The 25,092-nt window shown below is 70.0% G+C and carries 28 protein-coding genes; 20 read left to right on the forward strand and 8 right to left on the reverse strand.

The features are described 5' to 3' along the window. Positions 1–34 precede the first annotated feature (34 nt). On the forward strand, positions 35–751 hold the full coding sequence (locus SNE35_RS30070; protein WP_320426756.1) for a PEP-CTERM sorting domain-containing protein: 717 nt from the start codon (positions 35–37) through the stop codon (positions 749–751). Here SNE35_RS30070 and SNE35_RS30075 read toward each other — a convergent pair. From SNE35_RS30075 to SNE35_RS30105, 7 genes are all read right to left on the reverse strand, one after another. Continuing rightward, positions 693–1,238: an SRPBCC family protein gene (locus SNE35_RS30075; RefSeq protein WP_320426757.1), complete on the reverse strand. Its 546-nt coding sequence runs from the start codon at positions 1,236–1,238 to the stop codon at positions 693–695. The two genes, SNE35_RS30070 and SNE35_RS30075, sit on opposite strands and share 59 nt — an antisense overlap. A 31-nt stretch (positions 1,239–1,269) precedes the next feature. Then, entirely contained in the window at positions 1,270–2,229 is a 960-nt protein-coding gene (locus SNE35_RS30080) for a YncE family protein (protein ID WP_320426758.1), read from the reverse strand. A gap of 2 nt (positions 2,230–2,231) precedes the next feature. Beyond that, positions 2,232–2,603: a hypothetical protein gene (locus SNE35_RS30085; RefSeq protein WP_320426759.1), complete on the reverse strand. Its 372-nt coding sequence runs from the start codon at positions 2,601–2,603 to the stop codon at positions 2,232–2,234. Positions 2,604–2,614: 11 nt separating this feature from the next. Continuing rightward, positions 2,615–3,280 (reverse strand): hypothetical protein, encoded by a 666-nt coding sequence (locus tag SNE35_RS30090; RefSeq protein ID WP_320426760.1) that lies wholly within the window; start codon positions 3,278–3,280, stop codon positions 2,615–2,617. Beyond that, positions 3,277–4,161, reverse strand: coding sequence for a quinoprotein dehydrogenase-associated putative ABC transporter substrate-binding protein (locus tag SNE35_RS30095; protein ID WP_320426761.1), 885 nt, complete (start codon positions 4,159–4,161; stop codon positions 3,277–3,279). The genes SNE35_RS30090 and SNE35_RS30095 overlap by 4 nt, the downstream gene beginning before the upstream one ends. Further along, positions 4,158–4,565: a c-type cytochrome gene (locus SNE35_RS30100; RefSeq protein ID WP_320426762.1), complete on the reverse strand. Its 408-nt coding sequence runs from the start codon at positions 4,563–4,565 to the stop codon at positions 4,158–4,160. The genes SNE35_RS30095 and SNE35_RS30100 overlap by 4 nt, the downstream gene beginning before the upstream one ends. 146 nt (positions 4,566–4,711) lie before the next feature. Continuing rightward, entirely contained in the window at positions 4,712–6,532 is a 1,821-nt protein-coding gene (locus SNE35_RS30105) for a methanol/ethanol family PQQ-dependent dehydrogenase (protein WP_320426763.1), read from the reverse strand. Positions 6,533–6,974: 442 nt separating this feature from the next. Between SNE35_RS30105 and SNE35_RS30110 the strand changes: the two genes are divergently transcribed. The 14 genes from SNE35_RS30110 (at position 6,975) to fae (ending at position 19,032) form a co-directional block, all read left to right on the forward strand. Continuing rightward, positions 6,975–7,997 carry an AAA family ATPase gene (locus tag SNE35_RS30110; protein WP_320426764.1) on the forward strand — a complete coding sequence of 341 codons (1,023 nt, stop codon included), beginning with the start codon at positions 6,975–6,977 and terminating at the stop codon, positions 7,995–7,997. Further along, a complete protein-coding gene (locus SNE35_RS30115) occupies positions 7,994–8,824 on the forward strand; it encodes a DUF58 domain-containing protein (RefSeq protein ID WP_320426765.1) in 831 nt (276 codons plus the stop codon). Before SNE35_RS30110 ends, SNE35_RS30115 begins: the two co-directional genes overlap by 4 nt. Beyond that, entirely contained in the window at positions 8,817–9,674 is an 858-nt protein-coding gene (locus SNE35_RS30120) for a hypothetical protein (RefSeq protein ID WP_320426766.1), read from the forward strand. The genes SNE35_RS30115 and SNE35_RS30120 overlap by 8 nt, the downstream gene beginning before the upstream one ends. A gap of 8 nt (positions 9,675–9,682) precedes the next feature. Beyond that, complete coding sequence (locus SNE35_RS30125) at positions 9,683–10,735, forward strand: vWA domain-containing protein (RefSeq protein ID WP_320426767.1); 1,053 nt, start codon at positions 9,683–9,685, stop codon at positions 10,733–10,735. After that, positions 10,732–11,286, forward strand: a complete 555-nt coding sequence (locus SNE35_RS30130; protein ID WP_320426768.1) for an MxaK protein — start codon at positions 10,732–10,734, stop codon at positions 11,284–11,286. Before SNE35_RS30125 ends, SNE35_RS30130 begins: the two co-directional genes overlap by 4 nt. Further along, entirely contained in the window at positions 11,283–12,293 is a 1,011-nt protein-coding gene (locus SNE35_RS30135) for a vWA domain-containing protein (protein WP_320426769.1), read from the forward strand. Before SNE35_RS30130 ends, SNE35_RS30135 begins: the two co-directional genes overlap by 4 nt. Next, the gene (locus SNE35_RS30140) at positions 12,290–12,682 is read left to right on the forward strand and encodes a 4a-hydroxytetrahydrobiopterin dehydratase (protein WP_320426770.1); all 393 of its coding nucleotides are present in this window, start codon (positions 12,290–12,292) and stop codon (positions 12,680–12,682) included. Before SNE35_RS30135 ends, SNE35_RS30140 begins: the two co-directional genes overlap by 4 nt. A 70-nt stretch (positions 12,683–12,752) precedes the next feature. Further along, complete coding sequence (locus SNE35_RS30145; RefSeq protein WP_320426771.1) at positions 12,753–13,763, forward strand: beta-ribofuranosylaminobenzene 5'-phosphate synthase family protein; 1,011 nt, start codon at positions 12,753–12,755, stop codon at positions 13,761–13,763. A gap of 8 nt (positions 13,764–13,771) precedes the next feature. Beyond that, positions 13,772–14,695 (forward strand): NAD(P)-dependent methylenetetrahydromethanopterin dehydrogenase, encoded by a 924-nt coding sequence (locus tag SNE35_RS30150; protein ID WP_320426772.1) that lies wholly within the window; start codon positions 13,772–13,774, stop codon positions 14,693–14,695. Continuing rightward, the gene (locus SNE35_RS30155; protein ID WP_320426773.1) at positions 14,695–15,717 is read left to right on the forward strand and encodes an ATP-grasp domain-containing protein; all 1,023 of its coding nucleotides are present in this window, start codon (positions 14,695–14,697) and stop codon (positions 15,715–15,717) included. The genes SNE35_RS30150 and SNE35_RS30155 overlap by 1 nt, the downstream gene beginning before the upstream one ends. After that, the gene (gene mch / locus SNE35_RS30160; RefSeq protein WP_320426774.1) at positions 15,710–16,696 is read left to right on the forward strand and encodes a methenyltetrahydromethanopterin cyclohydrolase; all 987 of its coding nucleotides are present in this window, start codon (positions 15,710–15,712) and stop codon (positions 16,694–16,696) included. The genes SNE35_RS30155 and mch overlap by 8 nt, the downstream gene beginning before the upstream one ends. Continuing rightward, positions 16,696–17,619, forward strand: a complete 924-nt coding sequence (locus SNE35_RS30165) for an ATP-grasp domain-containing protein (protein ID WP_320426775.1) — start codon at positions 16,696–16,698, stop codon at positions 17,617–17,619. The genes mch and SNE35_RS30165 overlap by 1 nt, the downstream gene beginning before the upstream one ends. 7 nt (positions 17,620–17,626) lie before the next feature. Next, on the forward strand, positions 17,627–18,472 hold the full coding sequence (locus SNE35_RS30170) for a triphosphoribosyl-dephospho-CoA synthase (protein ID WP_320426776.1): 846 nt from the start codon (positions 17,627–17,629) through the stop codon (positions 18,470–18,472). A gap of 50 nt (positions 18,473–18,522) precedes the next feature. Then, positions 18,523–19,032 carry a formaldehyde-activating enzyme gene (fae, locus tag SNE35_RS30175; protein WP_320426777.1) on the forward strand — a complete coding sequence of 170 codons (510 nt, stop codon included), beginning with the start codon at positions 18,523–18,525 and terminating at the stop codon, positions 19,030–19,032. Between the two features lie 70 nt (positions 19,033–19,102). Here the strand turns inward: fae and SNE35_RS30180 are convergent, their stop codons facing one another. Beyond that, complete coding sequence (locus tag SNE35_RS30180; protein ID WP_320426778.1) at positions 19,103–19,579, reverse strand: dihydroneopterin aldolase; 477 nt, start codon at positions 19,577–19,579, stop codon at positions 19,103–19,105. Positions 19,580–19,778: 199 nt separating this feature from the next. On the opposite strand from SNE35_RS30180, the gene SNE35_RS30185 reads away from it, so the two are divergent. The 5 genes from SNE35_RS30185 to SNE35_RS30205 are packed head-to-tail and all read left to right on the forward strand — an operon-like array spanning position 19,779 to position 25,068. After that, a complete protein-coding gene (locus SNE35_RS30185) occupies positions 19,779–21,839 on the forward strand; it encodes a sigma-54-dependent Fis family transcriptional regulator (protein ID WP_320426779.1) in 2,061 nt (686 codons plus the stop codon). Beyond that, positions 21,817–22,428, forward strand: coding sequence for a flavoprotein (locus SNE35_RS30190; RefSeq protein ID WP_320426780.1), 612 nt, complete (start codon positions 21,817–21,819; stop codon positions 22,426–22,428). The genes SNE35_RS30185 and SNE35_RS30190 overlap by 23 nt, the downstream gene beginning before the upstream one ends. Next, a complete protein-coding gene (locus SNE35_RS30195; protein ID WP_320426781.1) occupies positions 22,407–23,804 on the forward strand; it encodes a DUF6513 domain-containing protein in 1,398 nt (465 codons plus the stop codon). Before SNE35_RS30190 ends, SNE35_RS30195 begins: the two co-directional genes overlap by 22 nt. Further along, positions 23,801–24,376 (forward strand): DUF447 domain-containing protein, encoded by a 576-nt coding sequence (locus SNE35_RS30200; protein ID WP_320426782.1) that lies wholly within the window; start codon positions 23,801–23,803, stop codon positions 24,374–24,376. Before SNE35_RS30195 ends, SNE35_RS30200 begins: the two co-directional genes overlap by 4 nt. Then, positions 24,373–25,068, forward strand: a complete 696-nt coding sequence (locus SNE35_RS30205; protein WP_320426783.1) for a (5-formylfuran-3-yl)methyl phosphate synthase — start codon at positions 24,373–24,375, stop codon at positions 25,066–25,068. Before SNE35_RS30200 ends, SNE35_RS30205 begins: the two co-directional genes overlap by 4 nt. The last annotated feature ends 24 nt before the right edge of the window (positions 25,069–25,092 follow it).

Genomic DNA, 25,092 nt, shown 5'->3' on the forward strand with positions numbered 1-25,092 from the left:
GCTCGCGGCCTGGTTTCCAGGCGTGGAGGTTTGCATGAAGCCGTTGTCGATCGCCATCCTGTCGCTGGCCGGTGCCGCCCTGATTCCGGCGCAAGCGTCCACCGCCACATTCGACGACCTCCCCACCCCGCCGCCGCTGACCAGCTCGACCGGCCTTTTCTACGCCAACGGCGACAGCTCGATCTACCAGGGCGTCACGTGGGACAGCCGCTTCGTCGTCGTCGGCGACGAGGCGCGGGTGGATCCGGTGACGCCGGGGCCGCTGTTCGGCATCCCGCACTCCGGCCACTACTTCCTGACCAACGGGGGCGATGGCACCGGCAACGACGGCCTGCTGATCACAACGGGCATGGTGCTGACCGGCGCCTGGTTCGGCCGCAACGAGTACTACGGCTTCGGCGCCGGGTCGGACCAGGTGACGATCAGCGCGCTGGGCACGGGCGGCACGGCGCTGATGTCGGTCGTGTTCGACCTGCCGGCGCCGGCCGTGGCGGGCCAGCCCGGGGTCATGGGCTTCGTCGACACCAGTGCGTTCGCAACCTTGGCGGGCATCACCGGCTACCGGATCGACCGGCACGAGACCGGCGACCTGACCGGCAACTGGGTGGCCGACGACTTCACCTTCGAGCCGGCCGCCGTCGTGCCGGAGCCGGCGTCGGCGGCCCTGCTGCTCGCCGGGCTGCTGGCTGTGCTTACTTCTGCTCGGCGAGTTTCTTCAGATTCGCCAGGCCGGACTGGTAGACGCCGGTGATCGCGGCCACCGCGGCGTCGTCGTTCAGTTCCGGCGGCGGCTCGTTGCCCGGGTGTCCGCGGTAGAAGGCGCCGCGCCATTCGACGACGGTCTTGCCCGCGTCGGCGCCCTCGCCGGCCGTGACGCTGATCGTCGAGGTGTAGTTGGTCACCGGCAGCGCGCCGCCGTCCTTGGCGCGGTAGCTGTACTTCATGCCGGCGTCGTCGTAGCGCTCGATCGTCTCGGTCAGCTCGCCTCCGCCCTTGAGCTTCAACGAGCGCACCGAGCCGACTGCATTGCCCTGGCTGGCCGGGCTTTCGGCGATGGCGGGGTGCCAGTCCTTCAGCGAGTCGAAGTTCTTGATGCGGGCCCAGACGGCGGCCGGCGGCGCATCAATGGTCACGCTCTCGGTCACCTTCTGGCGGGTCGGCCCGTGGGCGAGGGCGGCCAGCGGTGCGAGGGCGAGCAGGGCCAGCAAAGTAGCGGCGAGTTTTCTGCGTGTGTTCACGACTTGTTGTCTCCTTGTTGTCGATGAAATGTCAGGGCGGCGTCGGTGCGCCGATGAAGGCGCCGAAGCCGCGGCTGTTCTTGCCGGTGCGGATGCGGCGCAGCTCGCGGCCGCTGGCGGCGTCCAGCACGCTGACTGCGTCGTCCATCCAGTTGACGACGTAGACCTTGTCCTCGTACGCGGCGATGCCCTCGGGGTAGCCGAAGCCTTCCAGCGTGCGCAGCGGCGCCAAAGTGGCGGCGTCGATCACCGAGACGCTGTCCTCGTGCTGGTTGCTCACATAGAGCAACGAGCCGCCCGCGGCCAGCGCGGCGCCGTAAGGCGCCTTGCCGACGTGAAGCGTGGCCGTCACCGACATCGCGCCTGGCTTGGAGAGGTCGATCACCGAGACATCGTCGCTCAGCACGTTGAGCGCGTAGAGGCGCTTGCGCGGCGCATCCAGCAGCAACGCGAACGGATGGGTGCCGACCTTGGCGCGGGCGACGACCTTACGCTCGCGCAGGCTGACGGCCGCCACGCTGTCGTCGTCGCGCTCGGCCACGTAGACGATGTCGCCGCCGTCATTCGCCACGCCGGCCGGCGCGTGGCCCACGGCGATGCGGGCCACTGGTTGCGTCGCCGTGCCGCCGGTGTCGAACACCAGCAGCTCGTTGGCATACCAGTCGGCGACGAAGAGCTGCCTGCCGTCCGGCGCCGCATCGATGCCGACCGGCCCTTGGCCGGCCTGCAAGGTGCGCACGACCGACTGGCTGGCCATGTCGATCACCGAGATGTCGCGGCTGTCCGGATTCGAGATGAAGGCCCGCCCGCCCGCCGCGACCACGCCGGCCGGCGAGCGCCCCACCGGCACGGTGGCGACGACTCTTTGCTGCGCCAGGTCGATCACCGAGACGTCGTGGCTGCCCTGGTTGGTGATGTAGGCGAAGGGCGCGGCGAAGGCGGACGCCGCGCAGCCGAAGGCGATGCCCAGGAGGGCGCCGATGCAGCGCACCGCTACTTCGGCCCTTCCATGCCGATGAAGCAGCCCTTCTGCGCCTTCGCGTTCAGGTCGCGGTAGCGCTTGATCTCGGGCTTGATCGATTCGTTGTCGCGCAGCGTGCCGCCGCGTTCGCCGCCGATCGTCATCGCGTTGACGACGGTGGTCATGTGGATGTAGTCGTCGTAGGGCACCTGCGCTGCGATCGAGTCGATCGCGCAGGAGCACTTGCTGACCATCTCGTAGTAGTGGCCGGGGTGCGCGGCCATGCATTCCTGCACGTAGAGGACGCGGTCCGAGGTCGGATAGCCGTTGTCGTCGGCGGCGTGCGCAGCCGCACCGCTCAGCAGCGCGGCGCAGCAAATCAACAGTTGTTTACTTGTGATCATCATCAGTGTCCTCAGTGCGCCGCGGGTTCGGCGCCGTCGATCAGCAGTTCCTCGCTGAGCAGCGCCTGGCCGCCGCTGCCGCCGGCGGTCAGCGTGCGGATCGCGTAGACGCCGCCGGGCACGGCGTCCGACAGCAGGAAGTGGTACTCCTTGCCGGTGAACTGCTCGAAGCGCGCGCTGTTCGGGTCGTCCACGTAGGGCTTCAGCGTGACCTCCTGGCCAGCCACGGTCTTGCCCTGGTAGCGGAAGCTGGCCGGGACTACCGTGGCGCCCTGGTAGGCGGCCATGCGGATGCGCTTGCGGAAGTAGTTCTGGCTGCCCTTGGTGATGCGGTTCATCTCGCGGATGTCCCGCTCGAGGAAGTACAGCGTCACCGGATTGGCGCTGCCGTAGTCGATGTCGGGCAGTGCCGTGCGGCGCGGGCCGCTGAGGAACTCGCCGTGCACGGCGCAGCAACTGCCCTTGTCGGTGGGGTTCAGGGTCAGCGCCACGCTGTCGTCGAAGCCGGGCTCCAGGCTACCGCTCTTGCGGAAGCTGTAGTGCAGGGTCATCGGCGGACGCAGCGTGCTGAGCTGGTCGGTCATGAAGATGGCCTTCTCGGCTGGCGAGAAGTCGTCGGCGGCCAGCGCCGCGCCCGAGAGCAGGGCGGCGCCGATGAGCAGCAGCGCCTTCTTCATTTGTCCGCCGCCAGCCGGGCCGCGTTCTTAGGGTCCACGTAGGACTCGTCCACCACCGGCACGTTGAACTCCTTCAGGATCGCCTGGATCGCGTCGCGTTGCGAATCGATCAGGCCCTCGACCTGCTTCTTCCAGGCCGGCTCGCCGTAGCGCACGCCCATGGCCATCTCGTAGTCGAACTTGATGCCCGGCTCGGACTTCAGCGGCACCACGGCCAGCTTGGGCGACTGCACGCGCTTGGCGAAGTAGCCGCCCATCGGGCCCCACACCAGCGCCACGTCGATCTTGCCGGCGGCGAGGTCCTTCTCGATGATCTCGCCCGGGTACTGGCCGGGGTCGGCGTTCATCAGGTGGTAGGGCACGGTCTGGTCGACGAGGCCGTGGCGGTTGACCCAGTCGGAGCCGGGGCCCTGGTCGTACAGGCCGATGCGCAGCTTGTGCAGCTTGGCCGGATCCAGCGCGAGGAAGTCGGCGCCGGTCTTCACATCGTCCAGGCCGTGCCCTTGCGCGAACACCAGCGCGTAGGTCGAGCGGTAGTAGGGCTTGGTGACCGAGACCTGGTCGAAGCCGATCGGCACGCCCATCACGATGTCGCAGGGGTAGTCGCTGCCGGGCAGCTTGTAGCGCAGCGTGTTGCGGATGAAGTTCATCCGCTGCGGGAACGAGTAGAAGGTCACCGGCAGGCCCATCGCCTTGCCGAAGACCTGGGCGATGCGGTTCTCGATGCCGGTGCCGTCCGTCGTCGTGAACGGCGGGTTGTTCGGGTCCTGGCAGACGCGCAGCGCCTCGCGGGCGGGCGGCTTGTCGTCCTGGGCCAGCGCCGGTGCCGTCGCCCCGGCGGCCAGCGCCAGCGCGACGAGGAGGGAGGCGGGTTTGATCATTTGATGGGTTCGACGCGGGCCTGCGTGATGACGCCGTCGGAGCGACCCTTCAGGTACTGGTAGAGCGCTTCCTTGTTGTCCATCACCTGCTTGCTGGTGCTGAAGCTGGGCATGCCTTTCTCCAGGCGCCCGTTGGTGATGGTGGTGAAGAACTCGTCCTTGGTGAGCGTCTTCAGGCTGTTGATCAGCGAGGGGCCGACCATGCCTTCCTGGTTGGCGCCGTGGCAGCGGTCGCAGGCTGCGGCGCGCCAGGTGCGGAATCCGTTCATCGTGACCGGATCGACCTTGGTGCCGTCCACCACCTTGAACCCGCTGTTGTCCTGCGCCTGGGCGGCGGTCGCGGCAGCCAGGCCGAGCAGCATGGCGGCGAAGAAAGAAGGCTTCGTAGAAAGGAGAAATTTCATTCCGATTCCCAATACGTCCAATACGTCCACATCAAGAAAAGAAACGGGGCGGTGTCCACGTTGGAAGCCGCCCCGTCATTTACCAGCCCGGACGTTGCTTGCTTGTTTCCGGGCTATCGAACATCACTACTGAATCGATCGATCAATCAGTTCGGCAGTGCGAACACCGTCAGCGAGCCGCCGAGGTCGGTGTACTTGGCCAGTTCGGCGTAGCCGCCGACGGCGCCCAGGCCGTCCTGCGGCTTCTCCAGGCCAGCGGCCATGCCGATGCCGGCCCAGCCACCGATGCCCGAGAACACGCCGATGTACTGCTTGCCCTTCTGCTCGTAGGTGAAGACGTTGCCGATGATCCCGGACGGCGTCTTGAACTTGAACAGCTCCTTGTTGATGTCCTTCTTGTCAACGCACTTCAGGTAGCCTTCCAGCGTGCCGTAGCAGCTGATGCCACCGGCGGTGTTGAGCGCGCCGCTCCAGACCGAGAACTTCTCGGAGTGGCTCTGCACGATCTTGCCGGTGCCGGCGTCCCAGGTGATGTAGTTGCCCATGCCGCCATGGCTGTTCGGCGCGGGGTACATCGAGAGCGTGGCGCCCACGTACGGCTGGCCGGCGGTGTACTCGACCTTGAACGGCTCATAGTCCATGCAGACGTGGTTCGTCGGCACGTAGAAGAGCTTGGTTTCCGGGTCGAACGCGGCCGGCTGCTGGTCCTTGGAGCCCAACGCCGCCGGGCAGATGCCCTTGGTGTTGACGTCAGGACCGTTCTGCGCGGTCGAGTACTTCGAGACGACCTGCGGACGGCCGCTCTTCATGTCGACCTTGGTCGCCCAGTTGACGGCCGGGTCGTACTTCTCGGCCACCAGCAGTTCGCCCGTCACGCGGTCCAGCGTGTAGCCGAAGCCGTTGCGGTCGAAGTGCACCAGCGCCTTGGTCGGCTTGCCCTTGACGTTGATGTCCGCCAGGATCATTTCGTTGATGCCGTCGAAGTCCCACTCGTCGAACGGCGTCATCTGGTAGACCCATTTGACCTTGCCGGAGTCGACATCACGCGCCCAGATGGTCATCGACCACTTGTTGTCGCCGGGGCGTTGCGACGGGTTCCAGGTCGACGGGTTGCCGGTACCGTAGTACATCAGGTTCAGCGCCTTGTCGTAGCTGTACCAGCCCCAGGTGGTGCCGCCGCCGGTCTTCCACTGGTCGCCCTGCCAGGTCTTCAGCGACGAGTCCTTGCCCACCGGCGCCATCTTGCCGTCGGTCCAGGTCATCGTCGTGGCCGGGTCCATCAGCATTTCTGCGTCTGGGCCGACGCTGTAGCCCTTCCAGGCCAGCTTGCCGTCGTTGATGTTGTAGGCCGCGATGAAGCCGCGCACGCCCCATTCGCCGCCGGAGATGCCGGTGATGACCTTGTCCTTGAAGACGTGCGGCGCGTTGGTGTTGACGGCGCCCAGCTTCGGGTCACCGTTCTTGACGCTCCAGATCACCTTGCCGCTCTTGGCGTCCAGCGCGACGAGCGTGCTGTCCGCCTGCTGCAGGAAGACCTTGCCTTCGGCATAGGCCAGGCCGCGGTTCACCGTGTCGCAGCACATCTGCGGGATCACGGCCGGGTCCTGCTTCGGCTCGTACTTCCAGAGGATGCGTTGCGAATCGAGGTCGATCGCGAAGACCTTGTTGGGGAACGGCGAGTGCAGGTACATCGTGCCGTCGATCACCAGGGGCGAGCCCTCGTGGCCGCGCAGCACGCCGGTGGAGAAGGTCCACGCGACCTGCATCTTGCCGACGTTGCCTGTGTTGATCTGGTTGAGCTTGCTGTAGCGCTGGTTGAACATGTCACCAGCCTGCATCGCCCAGTTCTTCGAATTGGCAATGTTCTTCTCGACGTCGGCGTTGGCCAGAGCCAAGGCCGGGACGGCGAGCAGTGCCAGGCCCAGATGGCGCAGAAAGCGCCATTTCGAATGCCCTGTTACTTGCATTGATGTCTCCTGTTTTGAAGTGACCTGAGCCGGGTGCACCGAAAACCCAAAGAAGCACTCGAAGATGACCCGCTGACGAATGCACCGCTCGCTCGGCAAGGGTGAACTGCAAGTTCTGAGCCTGCTTTTCCTCCGCACTTCAAAACCATGGAGAACAAGCGTGCCGCGGGCGGCGGCCGCACGCCAGGGAAGATTTCCCGCGTGAAATCGCCCGCCGACCCCGCGGGCGGCGCGGCCGGCCGGCCCGCTCGTGCCTCGCGTGTCGCGGCTGCCACCTCACGTTTGCCACAGAGTGTTCCAGCGCTTGGATTGGGTTGTGGCGGCGGCGCAGCAGGGTTCGCCGACGCCGTGGGCAAGGTGATGGCCAACAGCGGCGGCGTGGTTCTTGCAATCCATGCCGGATGCGCCGCAGAGCGCCATGACACACACGGAGACAACCTGGATGGAGAGCACGGACCGGCTGTTGACCGATTGGCGCGAGCGCGCGCTGGCGTTGGAAGGCGAAGTGGGCAAGGTGGTGATCGGTCAGCAGCGGGTGATCCGGCTGGTGAACCTCGCTGTCTTCGCGCGCGGCCATGTGCTGTTGCAGGGCGATGTGGGCGTCGGCAAGACGACCTTGCTGCGTGCCTTCGCGCAGGTGATCGGCGGCAACTTCGCGCGCACCGAGGGCACGATCGACCTGATGCCCAACGACCTCGTCTACTACACCTACATCAGCGCGGAAGGCCGCCCCGCCGTCGAGCACGGCCCGCTGATCCGGCACGGCGAGGACCTGGCGATCTTCTTCTTCAACGAGATCAACCGCGCGCGGCCGCAGGTGCACTCGCTGCTGCTGCGGGTGATGGCCGAGCGCACCGTCTCGGCCTTCAACCGCGAGTACAGCTTCCCGCACCTGATCGTGTTCGCGGACCGCAACCGCGTGGAGCGCGAGGAGACCTTCGAGATCTCGTCCGCCGCGCGCGACCGCTTCATGATGGAGATCACCATCGACGCGCCCGCCGCCGAGGCCGACCGGCGCGAGCTGATCTTCAACCCGCGTTTCCACGACACCGACCGGCTGGTGAGCACGCTGGCGCCGGCCATGATCGACCATCGCGGCCTGAACGCCGCGGCCGACGCGATCCAGCGCGGCGTCGATGCCAGTGACGCGCTGAAGGACTACGCGCTGAAGCTGTGGCGCGCCACCGCCGCGCCGCAGGACTTCGGCGTCACGCTGTCGGGCCTGGACGTGTCGCAGCTGATGCTGGCCGGCGCCAGCCCGCGCGGCATGAGCTATCTGCTGCGCGCCGCGCGCACGGCCGCCTGGCTGGACGGCCGCGCCTTCGTCACGCCCGAGGACGTGCAGGCCGTGTTCGCGGAGACCATCGCGCACCGGCTCTGCTACCAGCCGGTCTACGAGATGCGCCGGCAGGAGGTCTCCAGCCCGCTGATCGCGGCGATCCTGTCCGCTGTTGCAGCTCCATGATCCCCGAGATCCACTACCGGATCGGCAATCCGGCGCTGGGCCATTTCCCCGGCCACCACCGCAGCCGGCGCGGCGACAGCGGCTTCGAGTTCCGTGGCCATGCCTCGCTGCTGGACGCGCCGGACCCGCGCCGGCTCGACCTGCACGCCAGCCTGCGCGACCCTTTCGGCAACTGGTCGGTGCGGATCTATAGCCAGCGCAAGGCGATTCCGGTGGCGGTGCTGGCCGACCTGTCCGCGTCGATGGGCTTCGACGCCAAGCTCGGTGTCGTCGCTGACTTCGTCGACAGCCTCGCCTGGTCCGCCTGGCGCACCGGCGACAGCTTCGGTTTCGTCGGCTGCGACGAGCGCGTGCGCGAGGATCTGCTGCTGCCGCAGAGCCGCAGTCGCGCCGCGGCCGGCGAGGTGACAGCCCGGCTGCGCACGCTGGACCCCGAGGGCCGTTCGGCCGCGGGTCTCGCCCAGGCGCATCGCTACCTGCCGCAGCGCCGCACGCTGGTGTTCCTGCTGTCCGATTTCCACCTGCCGCTGGACGAAGTGTCACGGCTGCTGGTGGGCCTCTCCGCGCACGAGCTGGTGCCGGTCGTTCTGTGGGACCGGCGCGAGTTCGCGCTGAGCGCCGAGCGCGGCCTGGCGCAGGTGGCCGATCCGGAGTCGGGCCGGCAGCGCCTGGTCTGGTGGCGGCCGGCGCTGCGCGAGCGCTGGGCGGGTGAGCTGGCGCAGCGGCGCGAGGCCCTGCTGGCGGTGTTCGCCGCCCAGCGGCTACGGCCCTTGTTCGTCGAGGGCGCCTTCGATGCCGACGCCGTGACGAGGCACTTCCATGCGTAGCGGAGTCTGTGCGCTCGCGTTGCTGTGGGGCACCCTGGCGGCGCAGGCGCAGCAGCTCTCCGCCCACGGCACGGAGCCGCGCGCCTTCGGCTACTACGTCGGCGACCGGATCGAGCGCGAGCTGACGATCGAGGTGCCGCCCGGCCTGAAGCTGGACGAGGCCTCGCTGCCGCGGCCGGGCCAGCGTGGCGCGGCACTGGAGCTGCAGCAACTGCAGCGCGAGAGCACGGCCGACGGCCTGCGGCTGCGTTTCGTCTACCAGCTGTTCAAGTCGCCGCCGCAGACCGAGACCTTGGAGATCGCCCCGATCATCTTGCGCTTCAGCGGCCAGCCGCGCGCGCAGGACCTGCGCATCGATGCCTGGCCGGTCACCGTCTCGCCGCTGGTGCCGGTCGAGGCGCCATCGCGCCAGGGCCTCGGGCCGCTGCGGCCCGACCAGGCGCCCTTGCCGGCCGACACGCGCCCGCCGCAGCAGCGCCTGCTGGTGGAAGGCATCGCCGCGCTGCTGCTGCTCGCCTACCTGGCCCATGTGTACCTGCTGACGCCCTGGTGGGCGCGCCGCGGCCGGCCCTTCGGCCAGGCCTGGCAGCGGCTGCGCGGCGACGCCCACGGCGACTTCCAGCTGGTCCACGAGGCGCTGAACCGCACGGCCGGCGAGGTGCTGTTTGCGCAAGGCGTCGATCGCTTCGTCGCCGCCCAGCCGCGCTACCGGCCGCTGCAGGCGGAGCTGGCCGAGTTCTTCCAGCGCTCGCGCCAGGCCTTCTTCGCGGTCGGCCCGGGCCAGGACGACGGCCCCTGGCTGCGCCAGTTCTGCCGCAAGTGCCGCGACGCCGAGCGCGGCGCCGCCTGACGATGAACATGCCGCCGCCGCTCCACTTCGACAGCCCCGCCGTGCTGGTGCTGCTGCCGCTGGCGCTGCTGCCGCTGTGGTCGCGCGCCGGCCGGCCGCTGAAGAACGCCTGGGTGGCGCTGCTGCCGCGCGACCGCGCGTCCGAGAACCTGCAGCGCGGGCTGCGCGCCGCGGCGGTGCTGGCACTGGCGCTGCTGGTCCTCGTGCTGGCCGGGCCGTACTGGCCCGAGTACACGGTGGAGAAGGTCGGCCGTGGTGCCGAAATCGTGCTGGTGCTGGACCGCAGTCGCAGCATGGACCAGGGCTTCGCCGGCACCGGCCGCAAGCCCGGCGGCACGCCCGAGAAGGTCACGCCCGAGGCGCTGGACCGCTACGTCCACATGCAGGGCAACCGCGACCGCGACCCCAAGGGCCAGGTGGCGCGCCGGCTGCTCGCGGACTTCACCGCCGGCCGGCCCAACGACCGCTTCGGCATGATCGCCTTCAGCACCCTGCCGCTGCGGGTGCTGGACTTCACGCAGAAGAACGAGGCCATCCAGGGCGCCATCGCCGCCGGCAATATCGGCCGCGGCCTGTCGGAGACGAACATCGGCCTGGCGCTGCTGATGGCGCTGTCCTACTTCGAGGGCCGGCCCTACACCGGCTCGCGCATCGTGATGCTGGTGTCCGACGGCGGCGACCGGCTCGACCCCAATGTGCGCGAGAACATCGCCAACGCCGCCCGCAAGCAGCGCGTGGCCATCTACTGGCTCTACCTGCGCTCGGCCAACAGCCCCGGCCTGGAGCCCGAGAACACCGACGCCGACGACGACACGGTGCCCGAGCACACCTTGCACCGCTTCTTCGAATCGCTGGGCACGCCCTACCACCCCTACGAGGCCGACAACGACCAGGACCTGCAGAAAGCCATCGAGGACGTCAACCGCATGGAGAACCTGCCGATCACCTACCTCGACACCGTGGCCCGCCGCGATCTCTCGCCCTACGGCTACGCCGCAGCGCTGCTGTGCGTGCTGCTGCTGCTCGGCGCACGGATGATGGAGCTGCGCCGATGGGCATGAGCACGACGAACTTCGCCACCCGCCGCCGCACGCGCGTCGTGCTGGCCCTGCTCGCGCTGCTGATCCTGGCCATGATCTGGGAGCTGGTGCAACTGCAGCGCCTGCACGCGCTGAACGCGCAGATCGCCGCGCCCGGCACCGCCGCGCTGCCGGCCGATGCCCCGCCCGAGCTGCGCTTCGCCCAGGCCCATGCGCTGGCCGCCGCCGGGCAGCGCGAACCGGCGCTGAACCAGTACCGCGCGCTGCAGGGCGACACGCCGCTGGGCCAGGCGGCGCGCTACAACAGCGCCAACCTGCTGCTGCACCAGGCGCTGGAGATCCGCGCCGGCCCGCAGCCGGGCCAGGCGATCCCGCTGATCGAGTTGGCCAAGGAAACCTATCGCGACCTGCTGCGCCAGGATCCCGGCCGCTGGGACGCCCGCTACAACCTCGAACGCGCCCAACGCCTGCTGCCCGATCCCGAGGAAGTCGAGGACACCGCGCCCGACGCCAAGCGCGACGCTGAACGGGCGGCCACGACGATGCGCGGCTACTCGCCAGGTCTTCCGTGAACTGGCTGGCCCACCTCTGGAGCGAGCGCCGCGATGCGCTGCTTCTGGCCGCCGCCGCGCTGGCGCTGGCCGCCACCTTCCTGAACCCGGGGCTGACGCTGGGCCGGCCGCTGTTCGACGAGGTCGTCGTGCTCGACATCACGCAGAGCATGAACGTCACCGACCGGGTGCTCGACGGCAAGCCCGTCTCGCGCCTGGCCTTCGCCAAGCATGCGCTGCGGCAGTCGTTGCTGGACCTGCCCTGCGGCTCGCGCGTCGGCTGGGGCGTGTTCACCGAGTACCGCTCCTTCCTGCTGCTGGCGCCGATCGAGGTCTGCGGCAACCTGAACGAGCTGCGCGCGACCCTGGACCACATCGACGTGCAGATGGCCTGGGCTGGCAACAGCGAGGTGTCCAAGGCGATCCACAGCGGCCTGGGTATCGCCGGTGCGCTGCCGGAGAAGCCGGCGCTCATCTTCATCACCGACGGCCAGGAGGCGCCGCCGCTGAACCCCAAGTACCGGCCCCATTTCGACGACAAGCCAGGCGAGATCCCGGGGCTGATCGTCGGCGTCGGCGATCCGTCCAAGTCCTCGCCGATCCCCAAGACGGACCCGATGGGCCGGCCGCTGGGCTTCTGGAAGGCTGACGAGGTGCTGCAGACCGACCCGCGCAGCCGCGGCCGCGGCGCCAGCGTCGGCAACGAGCAACTGGTGGACGACGCCGGCGCTGCGGCACCCGCGCCCGCGCTGGGCGCCACGCCGGGCCGCGAGCACCTGTCCTCGCTGCGCGAACCCTACCTGCGCCTGTTGGCCGACGAGCGCGGCCTGGGCTTCCACCGGCTGGAGAGCGCCGAGGGCCTGTCCGAGGCGCTGCGCGCGCGGGCGCTGGCGCGGACGGTCAGCGCGCGGGCTGACGGCCGGGTGGCATTGGCCGTGCTGGCGCTGGGGCTGTTGCTGTGGACGGAGGGCGCCGGCACGTTCGTGGCGATGATGGTCACCGGTTTAGCCATCAGGAGACGACGATGAGCCAATGGCGAAGGAAGTCGACCGCCGACGAGGTCTACGCGGCCGAGGAGATCGAGGCGCGGCTGAAGGACGAGCTGCCGCACTGGTACCTGGAGGATGGCTGGATCCGCCGCAAGTACAAGACCAGCGGCTGGAAGGGCACGCTGATGGTCGTCAACACGGTCGGCCACCTGGCCGAGGCGGCCTGGCACCACCCGGATCTGACCGTCTCCTACGCCTTCGTCACCGTCAAGCTGATGAACCACGCCGCCAAGGGCATCACCGAGAAGGACTTCGCGCTGGCCGCGAAGATCGAGGAGGTGGTGATGTGGCGGCCCGGCGCGGTGGAGGGCGCGGCGCTGGAGGGCACGCCCGACGACCCGCGCTTCAAGTACGTCAAATACGACTGAACACAGTGTCCCCCGTCCGGGACATTCGGGCGCCCGTGCAGGCGGAACGCGCCTTGCTTTATCCCGAGTCATGACAACGGCAACCTCCGACGACCGCGCCATCGGCATCCGCGCCCCGGGCCGCCTGCACCTGGGCTTCCTGGACCCGGCCGGCACCCTGGGCCGGCGCTTCGGCAGCCTGGGCCTGGTGATCGACGGCTTCGAGACCGAGGTGGAGCTGGCGGGCGCGGGCGCCGACGAGTGGCGGGCCGCAGACGCGGCCGCCGAGGCCGAGCTGGAGCGCGCCGCCCGCTACCTGGCGCTGCTGCGCGAGCACACCGGCTGCCTGGCGCCGCTGCGCGTGACGCTCAAGCGGGTGCTGCCGCCGCATGCCGGCTTCGGCTCCGGCACGCAGCTGGCGTTGGCGCTGGGCCGGGCCTTCGCGCGCTGGCACCGGCTGGATCTGTCCAGCCTGACCCTGGCGCACTGGCTGGCGCGCGGCCTGCGCTCGGGCATCGGCATCGCCGGCTTCGACCAGGGCGGCCTGCTGATGGACGGCGGCCCCGGTGCCGACGGCCGGCCGGCACCGCTGCTGTCGCGCATCGCCTTCCCGGAGGCCTGGCGCGTGCTGGTCGTGCAGGACGAGCGGCGCCGCGGCCTCTCCGGCGCGCAGGAGAAGCAGGCCATCGCCGCGCTGCCGCCGTTCCCCGAGGCGCTCTCCGCCGACATCTGCCACCAGGTGCTGATGCGCGTGCTGCCGGCGGCGGCCGGCGCCGAGTTCGCGCCCTTCGCGGCCGGCGTCAACCGCGTCCAGCAACTGCTGGGCGACCACTTCGCGCCGGCCCAGGGCGGCAGCGCCTACACGAGCCCGGCGGTGGAGCGCGCCATCGCCTGGCTGCACGACGCCAGCGGTGGCGAGGCCGCCATCGGCCAGAGCTCCTGGGGGCCGACCGGCTTCGCGATCGTGTCCTCACTCGCGCGGGCCGAGGCGCTGGCGGAGGGCGTCCAGGCGCTGCTGCCGGCCGGCGCCAGCGTGCGCATCGTGCGCGGCCTGAACCGCGGCGCGCTGGTGACCGAATCCACTCCTTGCCTCATCGAATGACTATCCCCATGGAACGCCCTTACATCCTCCACATGTTCACCCCGGGCAAGCAGATGAGCCCCTTCGACGTCAACATGGCTGCCGACGCCGGCTACCAGGTGCTGGCGCCCTATTGCGAGGTCGACCTGGCCAACGTCACCGCGCTGACGCAGGACGCGATCTTTTCCCGCGGCCCCAAGGGCGTGACGCGCACCGGCATCTTCATCGGCGGTCGCGACGCGCTGCTGGCCGCCGACATGCTGAAGCAGTCCGCCGCGGCGATGTTCAAGCCCTTCGTCGTCTCGCTGATGGCCGACCCCAGCGGCGCCTACACGACCGCCGCCGCCATGGTCGCCTGCGTCGAGGCCGCGCTGAAGAAGCACCACCAGTGCGGGCTGGACGGCCTGCGCGTGCTGGTGATGGGCGGCCTGGGCCCGGTCGGGCGCATCGCCGGCGTGCTGGCCGCGCAGGCGGGCGCGCAGGTGAGCCTGTCCAGCCGCAGCGGCGTGGACCTGGCCGAGGAAGGCGCGCACGAGACCGGCACGCGCTTCGGCGTGACCCTGCACGGCGTCTCCGGCAAGAACAAGGAGCTGGTGCGCCAGTCGCTGGCCGAGGCGGACGTGGTGCTGACCTGCGCCGCCGCGGGTGTGCAGGTGGTGGCGCCGGACGACCTGCCCTTCGCGCCCAAGGTCAAGGTGGCGGCCGACGTCAACGCGGTCGCGCCGGAAGGCTTCGCCGGCGTCGGCGTGATGGACGACGGCAAGCCGGTGGCCGGCACGCAGGGTGCGGTGGGCATCGGCGCGCTGGCGATCGGCAACGTCAAGTACCAGACCCAGCACCGGCTGCTGGTGCGCATGCGCGAGTCGGAGAAGGCCGTCAGCCTGAGCTTCGGCGATGCCTTCGAGACCGCGCGGGCCTATCTGGCTGAACAGGCCGCGAAGGCCGCCGGCTGATGCGCATCGCCGTCGCCGGCCTGTCGGCGCGCCTGATGGCCGAGGCCGCGGCGCGTGCGGGGCATGAGGTGGTCGCGCTGGACCTGTTCGGCGACCTGGACACCCGCGCCGCCGCCGTCGAATGGCACGGCATCGGCGAGCCGGCCGAGTTGCGCATCGACGGCGCGCGGCTGCTCGATGCGCTGCAGGGCAGCGGCGCGCAGGCCTGGATCGCCGGCAGCGGCTTCGAGGCCCAGCCGGCACTCTTGGCGCGGGCCGCGGCGCTGTGCCCCCTGCTCGGCACGGCACCCGAAGATGCCGCCCGCATCCGCGAGCCGGCGCTGTTCTTCGGCCTGCTGACCGCCTGCGACATCGAGCATCCGCGCTGGGGCGTGGAGGTGCCGCGCGACGGCCGGCCCTGGCTGCGCAAGAACGCCTGGGCCTGCGGTGGCACGCACGTGGAGCGTGTGGCGGCCGGCGCGCGCCAGCCCTCGCCGCACCACTACTTCCAGCAGGAGGTCGCCGGCCCGGCGATGTCCGCCACCTTCGAGGCCGACGGGCGCTGCGCCACCGTGCTTGGGGTCAACGAGATGATCCTCGCGCCGGGCTCCTTTGCCTTTCGCGGCGTGATCGGCCCTGTGCCGGTGCCGCCGGCGCTAACGCGCAAGATCGACGGCATCGTCCAGCGGCTGACGGAGAGTTTCCGGCTGCGCGGCCCGTGCAGCCTCGATTTCATCCGCACCGGCGAGGCCTCGCTGAGCGCGCTGGAAGTGAACGCGCGGCCGCCGGCCAGCATGGCGCTCTATCCCGCCAACGGCGAAGTGCGCGGCCTGGAGACCGTCTTCGCCCGCCGTGCCGGCGAGATCACGCGCAGCCTGGCCAAGCCCGGCGTCCATGATGTGCCGCAGCCGGGCACGCGCTACGCGGCCGGCGATCCGGTCTGCAGCGTCTCGGCCGCCGGACCCGATGCGGCGGCCGTGCGCGCGAAGCTGGCCGCGGCGCGCGAAGCCTTGCTCGATTCCCTGGAGAAGTCCCATGTCTGAGAAGCTCAGCGTCAATGCTGGCGCGCGTCACGCGGTCGAACGCCTGATCGCGGAGGCCGACGCACTGGAAGTCGCCGTCCGGCGCGATGAGGCCACCGGCGTGACGATCGTCGATGCCGGCATCGAGGTGCGCGGCAGCACCGCCGCCGGCCTGCTGATCGCCGAGATCTGCATGGGCGGGCTCGGCCATGCCGGCCTGCATGCCGCGGGTGCCGAGACGGGCTGGCCGACCTGGATCGAGGTGCGCAGCTCGCAGCCAGTGACGGCCTGCCTGGCCAGCCAGTACGCCGGCTGGAGTCTCGCCGCCAGCAAGGAGGAAACGGGCGGCAAGAAGTTCTTCTCGCTGGGCTCCGGCCCGGCCCGCGCGCTGGCCGCCAAGGAGGCGCTGTTCACCGAGCTGGGCTACCGCGACCGGGCCGACCGCGGCGTTCTCGTGATGGAGGTGGACCGCTTCCCACCACCGGTGATCCTGAACAAACTGCTGCACGACTGCGGCCTCGCGCCCGAGGGTCTGACCGTGGTCCTGACGCCGACGACCAGCCTCGCCGGCACGGCGCAGATCGTCGGCCGCGTGCTGGAGACGGCGCTGCACAAGGCTCACACCCTGGGCTTCGACCTGCACCGCATCGTCGAAGGCGTGGCCAGCGCGCCGCTGCCCGCACCGAGCCCGGACGGCGGCGTGGCCATGGGCCGCACGAACGACGCGATCCTCTATGGCGGCCGTGTCCATCTGACGGTGCGTGGCGAGGACGAGGCCGCGCAGGCGTTGGCGCGGAATCTTCCTTCGACCAACTCGCCCGACCACGGCCGCTCCTTCGCCGAGATCTTCAAGGACGCTGGCTACGACTTCTACAAGATCGATGGCGGCCTGTTCGCGCCGGCCGAGGTGTGGGTCAGCAACCTGGACAGCGGGCGGACCTGGCATGCCGGCCGGCTCGACGTGGCCTTGCTGCGCGGACTCTGGCTGGAAGAGGCTTGATGAGGATCGCGATCTTCACTGACGAGACCGGCTGGCACACCCGCCAGCTGCAGGCGGCGCTGCGCGCGCGCGGTGCGGTCGGGCGCTGCATCGACCTGGCCGATTGCCACATCGACACCACGGCGGCCTGGCACGGCCTGGCCATCCCCGGCTTCGGCCGCGAGCTACCGGCGGCGGCGCTGGTGCGCGGCATCGCCGGCGGCAGCTTCGAGCAGGTGACCAAGCGCCTGGGCGTGCTGCATGCGCTGCGCGAGCTGGGCGTGCCGGTCTACAACGACGCGCGGGCGATCGAGCGCAGCGTCGACAAGTCGATGACCAGCCTGCTGCTGCACGCGGCCGGCGTGCCGACGCCGCCGACCTGGGCCACCGAGTCGCCGGCCCAGGCGCAACGCATCGTGATGCGCGAGAGCGCCGCCGGCCACGCGCTGGTGCTGAAGCCGCTGTTCGGCTCGCAGGGCAAGGGGCTGCAGCTGATCGGCCAGGTCGATGGCGTCCACCACCCGCTGCCGGATCTGAGCAAAGGCTATGGTGGCCTCGCCTACCTGCAGCGCTTCATCCCGCCGGCCACCGAGCCGGGCTACGACTGGCGCGTGCTGGTCGTCGGCGGGCGGGCGGTGACGGCGATGCGGCGCGTCAGCGCGCACTGGGTGCACAACGTCGCGCAGGGCGCGCGCTGCCAGCCGGCGCCGCTGACACAAGCGCTGGCGCAGCGAGCCGAGGCCGCGGCCGCCGCGCTGGACATGGACTACGCCGGCGTCGACCTGATGCCTGCGGCAGGCGGTGCCATCCAGGTGATCGAGGTCAACGGCGTGGCCGCCTGGCAGGGACTGCAGCGGGTGACCGGCTTCAACATCGCGCAGGCGATCGTCGACGACCTGCTGGATCGCAAGCTCGCCGGCCTGGCGCCCGCGCGCATGGCATGAACACGCGATGAACGCTCGCGATGCCTTCCTGCGCGCCTGCACCCTGGACGTCGCGGTGCGCAAGCCGGGCAACGTCAGCGTTCACTCCGCCGGCCACCGGATGCAGGCGCAGCAGTTCCTGGACAGCGCGCAGGCGGCGGCCGGGCCGCTGTTCGAGCGGGGTTCCGGCGTCGGCGAGCGGATCGAAGGTGCGGTGCGCGCCAGCTGGGCTGCCGCCGGCTGCAATACCAACCTGGGCATCGTGCTGCTCTGCGCGCCGCTGGCGGTGGCCGTCGAGCGGCATGGCGAGGCGACGCCGGCCGCGCTGGAGGCGGTACTGTCCATGCTGGATCTGGACGATGCCCGCGCGGCCTACCGCGGCATCGCGCAGGCCAATCCCGGCGGGCTCGGCTCGGCCGAGGCGGAGGACGTCCATGCCGAGCCCGGCGTCGGCCTGCGCGCGGGAATGGCGCTGGCGGCCGATCGCGACCTGATCGCGCGCCAGTACCGCGACGGCTATGCGGACGTCTTCGCGCGCGTGCCGCCGGCGCCGCCCGAGGGCCGCCCGGAGGCCGCGGTGCAGGCCGTCTACCTCGACTGGCTCGGCACATTTCCCGATTCACACATTGTTCGAAAACACGGCATCGCCGTCGCACAGACTGTCATGGCCGTGGCGCAGCGCTGGCGCGCCCGCGCGGCGGCCGGCGAGGCGCTGGACGGGTCGCCCGAGTTCGCCGCCTGGGACGAAGCGCTGAAATCCCGGGGCATCAATCCCGGCACGACGGCCGATCTGACCGTGGCGACGCTGATGCTGTCCTTTCTCCGGGCGGGTGGCACGGATCGTGATAACTCCCCCCTTGCGCCGGCCGTTTGAACCGCCGGTGGTTCGATCCCTCATCAGATACGCAAGGAGACGTGGAAATCATGGCAAAGATCGATCGCATGCTGGTTGGCGAGTCGCTGGTCGGCGACGGCAACGAGGTGGCTCACATTGACCTGCTGATCGGGCCGCGCGGCAGCCCGGTCGAGTCGGCGTTCGCGAATGCGCTGACCAACAACAAGGACGGCTTCACCTCGCTGCTGGCCGTGGTCGCGCCGAACCTGCTGACCAAGCCGGCTACCGTGATGTTCAACAAGGTCACGATCAAGGGCGCCAAGCAGGCGGTGCAGATGTTCGGCCCGGCGCAGCGCGCGGTGGCCATGGCCGTGGCGGACTGTGTCGAAGACGGCACGATCCCGGCCGACGAGGCCGACAACCTGTTCATCTGCGTCGGCGTGTTCATCCACTGGCTGGCCGAAGACGACGCCAAGATCCAGGACTACAACTACCGCGCCACCAAGGAGTCGATCAAGCGCGCCGTGTCCGGCACGCCGACGGCTGCCGAGGTCGTGGCCAAGAAGGGCTCGTCGCCGCATCCGTTCGCGGCGGCCTGACAGCCAGCACTGTTTGTCTCTCCGGGGGTAAGGCCGGCAGGGGTGCCGGCCTTTTTTATCGCCTCCGGATTTATCGTTCTGGGCAGAGGCCGGAGCCCAGCAGCTGCAGGATCGTCGCGGACTGCGTGGCCGATGCCGGCGCGCTGCGCTCGATCTGCACGCCCACCGCTTCGACGTCGTCGAACTTGCGCGGCTTCACCACCTTGACGCGGGCCCAGCGCGCGCCGAACTCGCCGATCAGGATGTCGCTGGCGATCGTCTCGGCCAGCGCCTCCAGCAACTGCAGCCGGTGCTCGGCCAGCAGCCGCAGCAGGCGTTCGCGCACGCGGCCGTAGTCGATCGTGTCGCCGATGCGGTCGGTGTCGCAGGCGCGGGCGCGCGGCACGCCGGCCTGCACATCGATCACCAGCGGCTGCGGCGCGTGCAGCTCGTCGTCGAAGATGCCGATCACCGTCTGGGCGCGCAGGCCTTCGATGAAGATCAGGTCGAGCGGCGTGGCCGCGGCATCGGCTTGCGCGGCGGCGCGGGGCAGGGGGACGGCGATCATGGGCGTGCGGCAGAGGGTTGCGATGTTGCGCCCAGGTTGCAATAAACACGCCCAGCGCACAGCGTCGTGTAACTGCGCGTTTAACCGGGTGCAAAGCCCTTGCAATCGCCCCAGAATCAGATTTCCGCGCCGCGACACCCTCGGGTGATGCGACGACGAGAGCACAAGAAGATCGCACAGGATCCATCAGGAGACATGAATGACACTTGCGCTGCGCAATAGCGGTGGGGATCGCGGTGGCGATCGGCATGCCGATCATGTGCTGGACGTCGTGCGCAGCGGGCTGCACGAGGAGGCCAACGACATCGTCGCGCGCTCCTGGAGCCGCTGCCTCAACGAGTACCGGCTGCACCCGGACAAGCTGCACGAGCCCGCCTTCGTCAGCCGCCAGGATCTGGAAGCGCGGCGCGAGCGCCATGCTGACGTGATCGACTGCGCCCGTTACGAGATGACCTCGCTGTACCAGCAGCTGGGCGATTCCGAGTCCGCCGTCGTGCTCACCGACACCGACGGTGTCATCGTCCACATGGTCAGCTCCACCGAGTTCGGCGCCGAGATGGGCCCGCTGGGCCTGCGCGCCGGCGGCAAGTGGAGCGAGGTCGATGCCGGCACCAACGGCATGGGCACCTGCTTGGCCGCCGCCGCGCCGATCTCGGTGAGGCGCGAGGATCACTTCTTCACCCAGTTCACCGGCCTGACCTGCTCGGCCGTGCCGGTGTTCGACCCCTCGGGCAATATCGCCGCGGTGCTCGACGTGACGAGCCGCTCCAGCATGATGCAGCAGCATCTGCTGGTGCTGCTGGGCATGACGGCGCGGATGATCGAGAACCGCCTGATCGACCGCCGCTTCCGCGACGCCTACCCGGTGCACTTCCACAGCCGCCCCGAGTTCGTCTACACCTTGCACGAAGGCCGGCTGGCCGTCGACGGCGACGGCAGCATCCTCGCCGCCAACCGCAGCGCGCTGTTCCAGCTGGGCCTGCAGACGATCGACGAGATCCGCACGCGCCGCGTCGAGGACCTGTTCCAGAGTTCGCTGGAAGACATGCTGCAGCGCAGCAGCCAATCGTCCTTCCATCCGGTCGTGACCTTCCGCGCCAATGCGGCGCTGCGCTACTTCGCCGTGGCGCGCCGGCCGGCCACCGATGCGGTGGTGCCGCGCACCAATGTGCCGAGCGTGACCCACGTGCCGACCCCCGGCACCGTTTCCGCCACGCCGGCCGCCCGCTCGGCCACCCGGCTGGCCGCGGTGCGCGCCGCGGCCGAACCCACCTTCAAGGACGCGCGGCTGACGGCCCATCTCGCCACCGCCCGCCGTGTGATTGCCCGCCAGACGCCGGTGCTGCTGTCCGGCGAGACGGGTGCCGGCAAGGAGGTGTTCGCCCGTGCCGTGCACGAGGGCTCGCCGCACGCCAGCGGCGCCTTCGTCGCGATCAACTGCGCCAGCCTGCCGGAGACCTTGATCGAGTCCGAGCTGTTCGGCTACCGGGCCGGTGCCTTCACCGGCGCGCAGCGCACCGGCCGGCGCGGCAAGATCCTGCAAGCGGACGGCGGCACCCTGTTCCTGGATGAGATCGCCGACATGCCGCTGGACCTGCAGGCGCGCCTGCTGCGCGTGCTGGACGAGCGCCAGGTCACGCCGCTGGGCACCGAGGACACGCACCCGGTCGACTTCCAGTTGATCAGCGCCAGCCACCAGCGCCTGCCGGAGCTGGTGCGCGAAGGCCGCTTCCGCGAGGACCTGTACTACCGCCTGGCCGGCATCGAGCTGGCGCTGCCGGCGCTGCGCGAGCGGGCCGACAAGCGCGACATCATCCAGGGCGTGCTGGAGGCCGAAGCCGGTGCCGGCATCAGCCTGAGCCCGGAGGCCGAGCGCATGCTGATGGCCTATTCCTGGCCCGGCAACATCCGCCAACTGCGCCACGTGCTGCGCACCGCCGCGGCGCTGGCCGACGGGCGCATGATCGTCTGCGACAACCTGCCCTCGCTGCAGGCCGAAGGCATCGCCCCGGCGCCGCTGGTGCCGGCCCTGCCCGCGGCCGCGGCACCTGCCGCGGAGGCGCAGGAGGCCGAAGAACAGGCCACCGCCGCCGCACCCAAGCTCAACCTGATCCAGGCCAACGAACGTCAGGTGCTGCTGCAGATGCTGGAGCACCACCGCTGGAACGTCAGCAACGTCGCCAAGGCCCTGGAGGTCAGCCGCAACACGCTGTACCGCAAACTTCACAAGCTGCACATTGAGATCAGCCACCCCGACTGAGGAAGACGAGGCGCTGGCGGGCGCCGCGCCGCGCTCGCGCTTCGCCTGGTGCATCACCGGCTCCGGGCATTTCCTGGACGAATCGCTGGAGATCGCGGCGCGGCTGCCGGATGTGGACCTGTTCCTCAGCGCCGCTGGCGAAGAGGTGCTGGCCATCTACAAGCTGCCGCTGGAGAAGCTGCGCGAGCGCTTTCCGCGGATCTTCCGCGACAAGACGGCCAGCGGCGTGCCGGTGGGCATGCTGTACAGCGAGGTCTATCACACGGTGCTGATCGCGCCGGCCACCAGCAACACGGTGGCCAAGTGCGCCTACGGCTTCAGCGACACGCTGGCGACGAACATGTTCGCGCAGGCCGGCAAGCTTTCCATCCCCGGCATCGTCTTTGCATGCGATACCGAACCGGTCGTCGTCACCAAGGCGCCGCACGACTGGGTCACGCTGCGGCCGCGGCGCATCGAATTGGAAAACGTGGAACGCCTTCGACAGATCGATCATTGCCAGGTGGTGTGTTCTCCTTCGGAACTGGAAGGGGCGCTCGACGCGCGCCTGAAGGAGCTGTCCCTGCGATGGAACACATCGTCTTCCTGACCGGCCACCTGGCCGAGCCCGCGCTGCGGCGCGTGCTGGAGGGCATGGCGCCGCAAGCGTTCAGCTGGGAGGTGCGCGACCTCGGCCTGCAGGTGGCGGGCCTGATGACGGCGGAGATGATCCAGCGCCGCCTGCCCGCGCCGGTGCAGGGTGACCGCATCCTGGTGCCCGGTCGCTGCCGTGGCGACATCGAGGGCTTGAGCGCGCACTACGGCATCCCGGTCCAGCGCGGTCCCGAGGAGGTGAAAGACCTGCCGCGCTTCTTCAAGCAGGCGGCCAAGCCGGTGGACCTGAACGCCTACGCGGTGAAGATCTTCGCGGAGATCGTCGACGCGCCGCGGCTCAGCATCGAGCAGTTGCTGACCCGCGCGCGCGCCCATGCCGCCGACGGCGCCAACGTGATCGACATCGGCTGCCTGCCCGCCACCCCGTTCCCGCAGCTCGAAGACTGCGTCAAGGCGCTGAAGGCCGAGGGCTTCACCGTCAGCGTCGATTCGGTCGACACGGACGAGCTGCTGCGCGGCGGCCGGGCCGGCGCCGACTACCTGCTGAGCCTGAACGCCGACACCCTGTGGCTGGCCCGCGAGGTGGCCGCCGTGCCGGTGCTGATCCCGCGCGTGCCCAGCGACGAGGAATCGCTGGCCGAGGCGATCGAGCAGATGCGCGCCTGGGGCCTGCCCTTCCTCGCCGATCCGATCCTCGACCCGATCCCCTTCGGCTTCACCGCCTCCATCGTCCGCTACCACCGGCTGCGCCAGCGCTTCGCCGACGTGCCGATCATGATGGGCGTCGGCAACGTCACCGAGCTGACCGAGGCCGACACCAGCGGCATCAACGCGCTGCTGTTCGGCATCTGCGCCGAGCTGGACGTGGCCGCGGTGCTGACGACGCAGGTCAGCCTGCATGCCCGCCGCGCGGTGCGCGAGGCCGACTGGGCGCGCCGCATCATGCATGCCGCGACCAGGCAGGGCAGCCTGCCCAAGGGCATCAGCGATGCGCTGATGACGGTCCATGCCAAGCAGCCCTTCACCGACACGCCGGACGAGATCGCCACCACGGCGGCGGAGGTGCGCGACCCGAACTTCCGCGTGCAGGTCTCGCCGCGCGGCCTGCACGTCTACAACCGTGACGGCCTGCGCCTGGGCCAGGGTGCCTTCGAGCTGTGGCCGCAACTGGGCCTGGAGAACGACGCCGCCCATGCCTTCTACATGGGCGTGGAGCTGGCCCATGCCGAGATCGCCTGGAAGCTCGGCAAGCGCTACGTGCAGGACCAGCCGCTGGACTGGGGCTGCGCCGTCGAGACGACGGCGGTGGACCTGCAGGGTTGGTGCGCACCCGGCAGCACGATGGTGACGGGCCAGGCGAGAAACAAATGAACAACGATCAAATCTTCGAAGTCGTCATCACGACGGTCTCATCGGCCGGCGTGCCGCACATCGCCCCGATGGGCATCCGCTACCAGCCCGAGGGCCGGGTCTTGCTGATGCCGTTCAAGCCGTCGACGAGCCTGGACAACGTGCTCGCCACCGGCCATGCGGTGCTGAACCGCCTTGTCGACACGCGCGTCTTCGCGGGTGCCGTCACCGGCCGTCGGCAATGGCCGCTGCTGCCGGCGCAGCTCGTCACCGGCCAGCGCCTGGCGCAGGCGTTGAGCCATGTCGAGCTGGCGCTGGCCGAGCAGCGCGACGATCCGCAGCGCCCGGTGCTGGTGATGCGCACGGTCCACGAGGAAACACACGCCCCGTTCATCGGCTTCAACCGCGCCCAGGCCGCGGTGATCGAGGGCGCGGTGCTGGTCAGCCGTCTGCGCATGCTGCCGGCCGAGAAGATCGACAGCGAGATGCGCTACCTGCAGATCGCCGTCGACAAGACCGCCGGCCCCGAGGAGCAGGAGGCCTGGGGCTGGCTGCTGGAAGCGGTGGCCAGCCATCGGGGTGCGGCCGCATGAAGATGCTGGTCAGCGTGCGCAGCGTGGCCGAGGCGCGGCTGGCCGCGGCCGATGCCGACTTCATCGACCTGAAGGAGCCGCGCGACGGCGCGCTCGGCGGCCTGGCCGTGGAGACGATCGCGGCCATCGTCCGCGCGCTGCGGGCCGATGCCTCGCCGCTGCCGGTCAGCGCGACGATCGGCGACCTCGGCATGGGCGAGATCGAACGCATCGCCGCGGCGGTGCGCGCGGTGGCGGCCTGCGGCGTCGACTACGTCAAGGTCGGCATCGAGGCGGCGCCCGGCGCGGCCGAGTTGCTGGCGATGCTGGCGCGCTGCGGCGCCGCCATCGTGCCGGTGTTCATCGCCGACCGTGGCGTCGACCCCACGCTGTTGCGCCAGGCCTGCGGCACCGCGGCCTTCCCCGCCGTGATGGCGGACACGGCCGACAAGCGCGCCGGCAGCCTCTTCGATGCCTGCCCTGAGGCTGAGCTGCGCCGCTTCGTCGGCGAGGTGCGCCGGGCCGGCAAGCTGGTCGGCCTGGCCGGCGCGCTGCGCCTGGCGGACCTGCCGCGGCTGCAGGCGCTGGCGCCGGATTTCGCGGGTTTTCGCAGCGCGGTCTGCGACGGCGACCGGGCCGGGGCGCTGTCCGCCGAGCGTCTGCGCGCGCTGGCGGCCGCCTTGCGCGACCCGATCGCCCTGGCCCTGCCTTGATTGAATACACAATGCGCCCCCATG

This window comes from Roseateles agri (assembly GCF_034043675.1).
Lineage (GTDB): Bacteria > Pseudomonadota > Gammaproteobacteria > Burkholderiales > Burkholderiaceae_C > KK5.

What these genes read in the sequence shown, in the direction of transcription:
- SNE35_RS30070 (WP_320426756.1), top strand. Translation starts at nt 35, where the DNA reads ATGAAGCCGTTGTCGATCGCCATCCTGTCGCTGGCCGGTGCCGCCCTG.
- SNE35_RS30085 (WP_320426759.1), bottom strand. Translation starts at nt 2,603, where the DNA reads ATGATCACAAGTAAACAACTGTTGATTTGCTGCGCCGCGCTGCTGAGC.
- SNE35_RS30090 (WP_320426760.1), bottom strand. Translation starts at nt 3,280, where the DNA reads ATGAAGAAGGCGCTGCTGCTCATCGGCGCCGCCCTGCTCTCGGGCGCG.
- SNE35_RS30095 (WP_320426761.1), bottom strand. Translation starts at nt 4,161, where the DNA reads ATGATCAAACCCGCCTCCCTCCTCGTCGCGCTGGCGCTGGCCGCCGGG.
- SNE35_RS30100 (WP_320426762.1), bottom strand. Translation starts at nt 4,565, where the DNA reads ATGAAATTTCTCCTTTCTACGAAGCCTTCTTTCTTCGCCGCCATGCTG.
- SNE35_RS30105 (WP_320426763.1), bottom strand. Translation starts at nt 6,532, where the DNA reads ATGCAAGTAACAGGGCATTCGAAATGGCGCTTTCTGCGCCATCTGGGC.
- SNE35_RS30110 (WP_320426764.1), top strand. Translation starts at nt 6,975, where the DNA reads ATGGAGAGCACGGACCGGCTGTTGACCGATTGGCGCGAGCGCGCGCTG.
- SNE35_RS30115 (WP_320426765.1), top strand. Translation starts at nt 7,994, where the DNA reads ATGATCCCCGAGATCCACTACCGGATCGGCAATCCGGCGCTGGGCCAT.
- SNE35_RS30120 (WP_320426766.1), top strand. Translation starts at nt 8,817, where the DNA reads ATGCGTAGCGGAGTCTGTGCGCTCGCGTTGCTGTGGGGCACCCTGGCG.
- SNE35_RS30125 (WP_320426767.1), top strand. Translation starts at nt 9,683, where the DNA reads ATGCCGCCGCCGCTCCACTTCGACAGCCCCGCCGTGCTGGTGCTGCTG.
- SNE35_RS30130 (WP_320426768.1), top strand. Translation starts at nt 10,732, where the DNA reads ATGAGCACGACGAACTTCGCCACCCGCCGCCGCACGCGCGTCGTGCTG.
- SNE35_RS30140 (WP_320426770.1), top strand. Translation starts at nt 12,290, where the DNA reads ATGAGCCAATGGCGAAGGAAGTCGACCGCCGACGAGGTCTACGCGGCC.
- SNE35_RS30145 (WP_320426771.1), top strand. Translation starts at nt 12,753, where the DNA reads ATGACAACGGCAACCTCCGACGACCGCGCCATCGGCATCCGCGCCCCG.
- SNE35_RS30150 (WP_320426772.1), top strand. Translation starts at nt 13,772, where the DNA reads ATGGAACGCCCTTACATCCTCCACATGTTCACCCCGGGCAAGCAGATG.
- SNE35_RS30155 (WP_320426773.1), top strand. Translation starts at nt 14,695, where the DNA reads ATGCGCATCGCCGTCGCCGGCCTGTCGGCGCGCCTGATGGCCGAGGCC.
- mch (WP_320426774.1), top strand. Translation starts at nt 15,710, where the DNA reads ATGTCTGAGAAGCTCAGCGTCAATGCTGGCGCGCGTCACGCGGTCGAA.
- SNE35_RS30165 (WP_320426775.1), top strand. Translation starts at nt 16,696, where the DNA reads ATGAGGATCGCGATCTTCACTGACGAGACCGGCTGGCACACCCGCCAG.
- SNE35_RS30170 (WP_320426776.1), top strand. Translation starts at nt 17,627, where the DNA reads ATGAACGCTCGCGATGCCTTCCTGCGCGCCTGCACCCTGGACGTCGCG.
- fae (WP_320426777.1), top strand. Translation starts at nt 18,523, where the DNA reads ATGGCAAAGATCGATCGCATGCTGGTTGGCGAGTCGCTGGTCGGCGAC.
- SNE35_RS30180 (WP_320426778.1), bottom strand. Translation starts at nt 19,579, where the DNA reads ATGATCGCCGTCCCCCTGCCCCGCGCCGCCGCGCAAGCCGATGCCGCG.
- SNE35_RS30185 (WP_320426779.1), top strand. Translation starts at nt 19,779, where the DNA reads ATGACACTTGCGCTGCGCAATAGCGGTGGGGATCGCGGTGGCGATCGG.
- SNE35_RS30195 (WP_320426781.1), top strand. Translation starts at nt 22,407, where the DNA reads ATGGAACACATCGTCTTCCTGACCGGCCACCTGGCCGAGCCCGCGCTG.
- SNE35_RS30200 (WP_320426782.1), top strand. Translation starts at nt 23,801, where the DNA reads ATGAACAACGATCAAATCTTCGAAGTCGTCATCACGACGGTCTCATCG.
- SNE35_RS30205 (WP_320426783.1), top strand. Translation starts at nt 24,373, where the DNA reads ATGAAGATGCTGGTCAGCGTGCGCAGCGTGGCCGAGGCGCGGCTGGCC.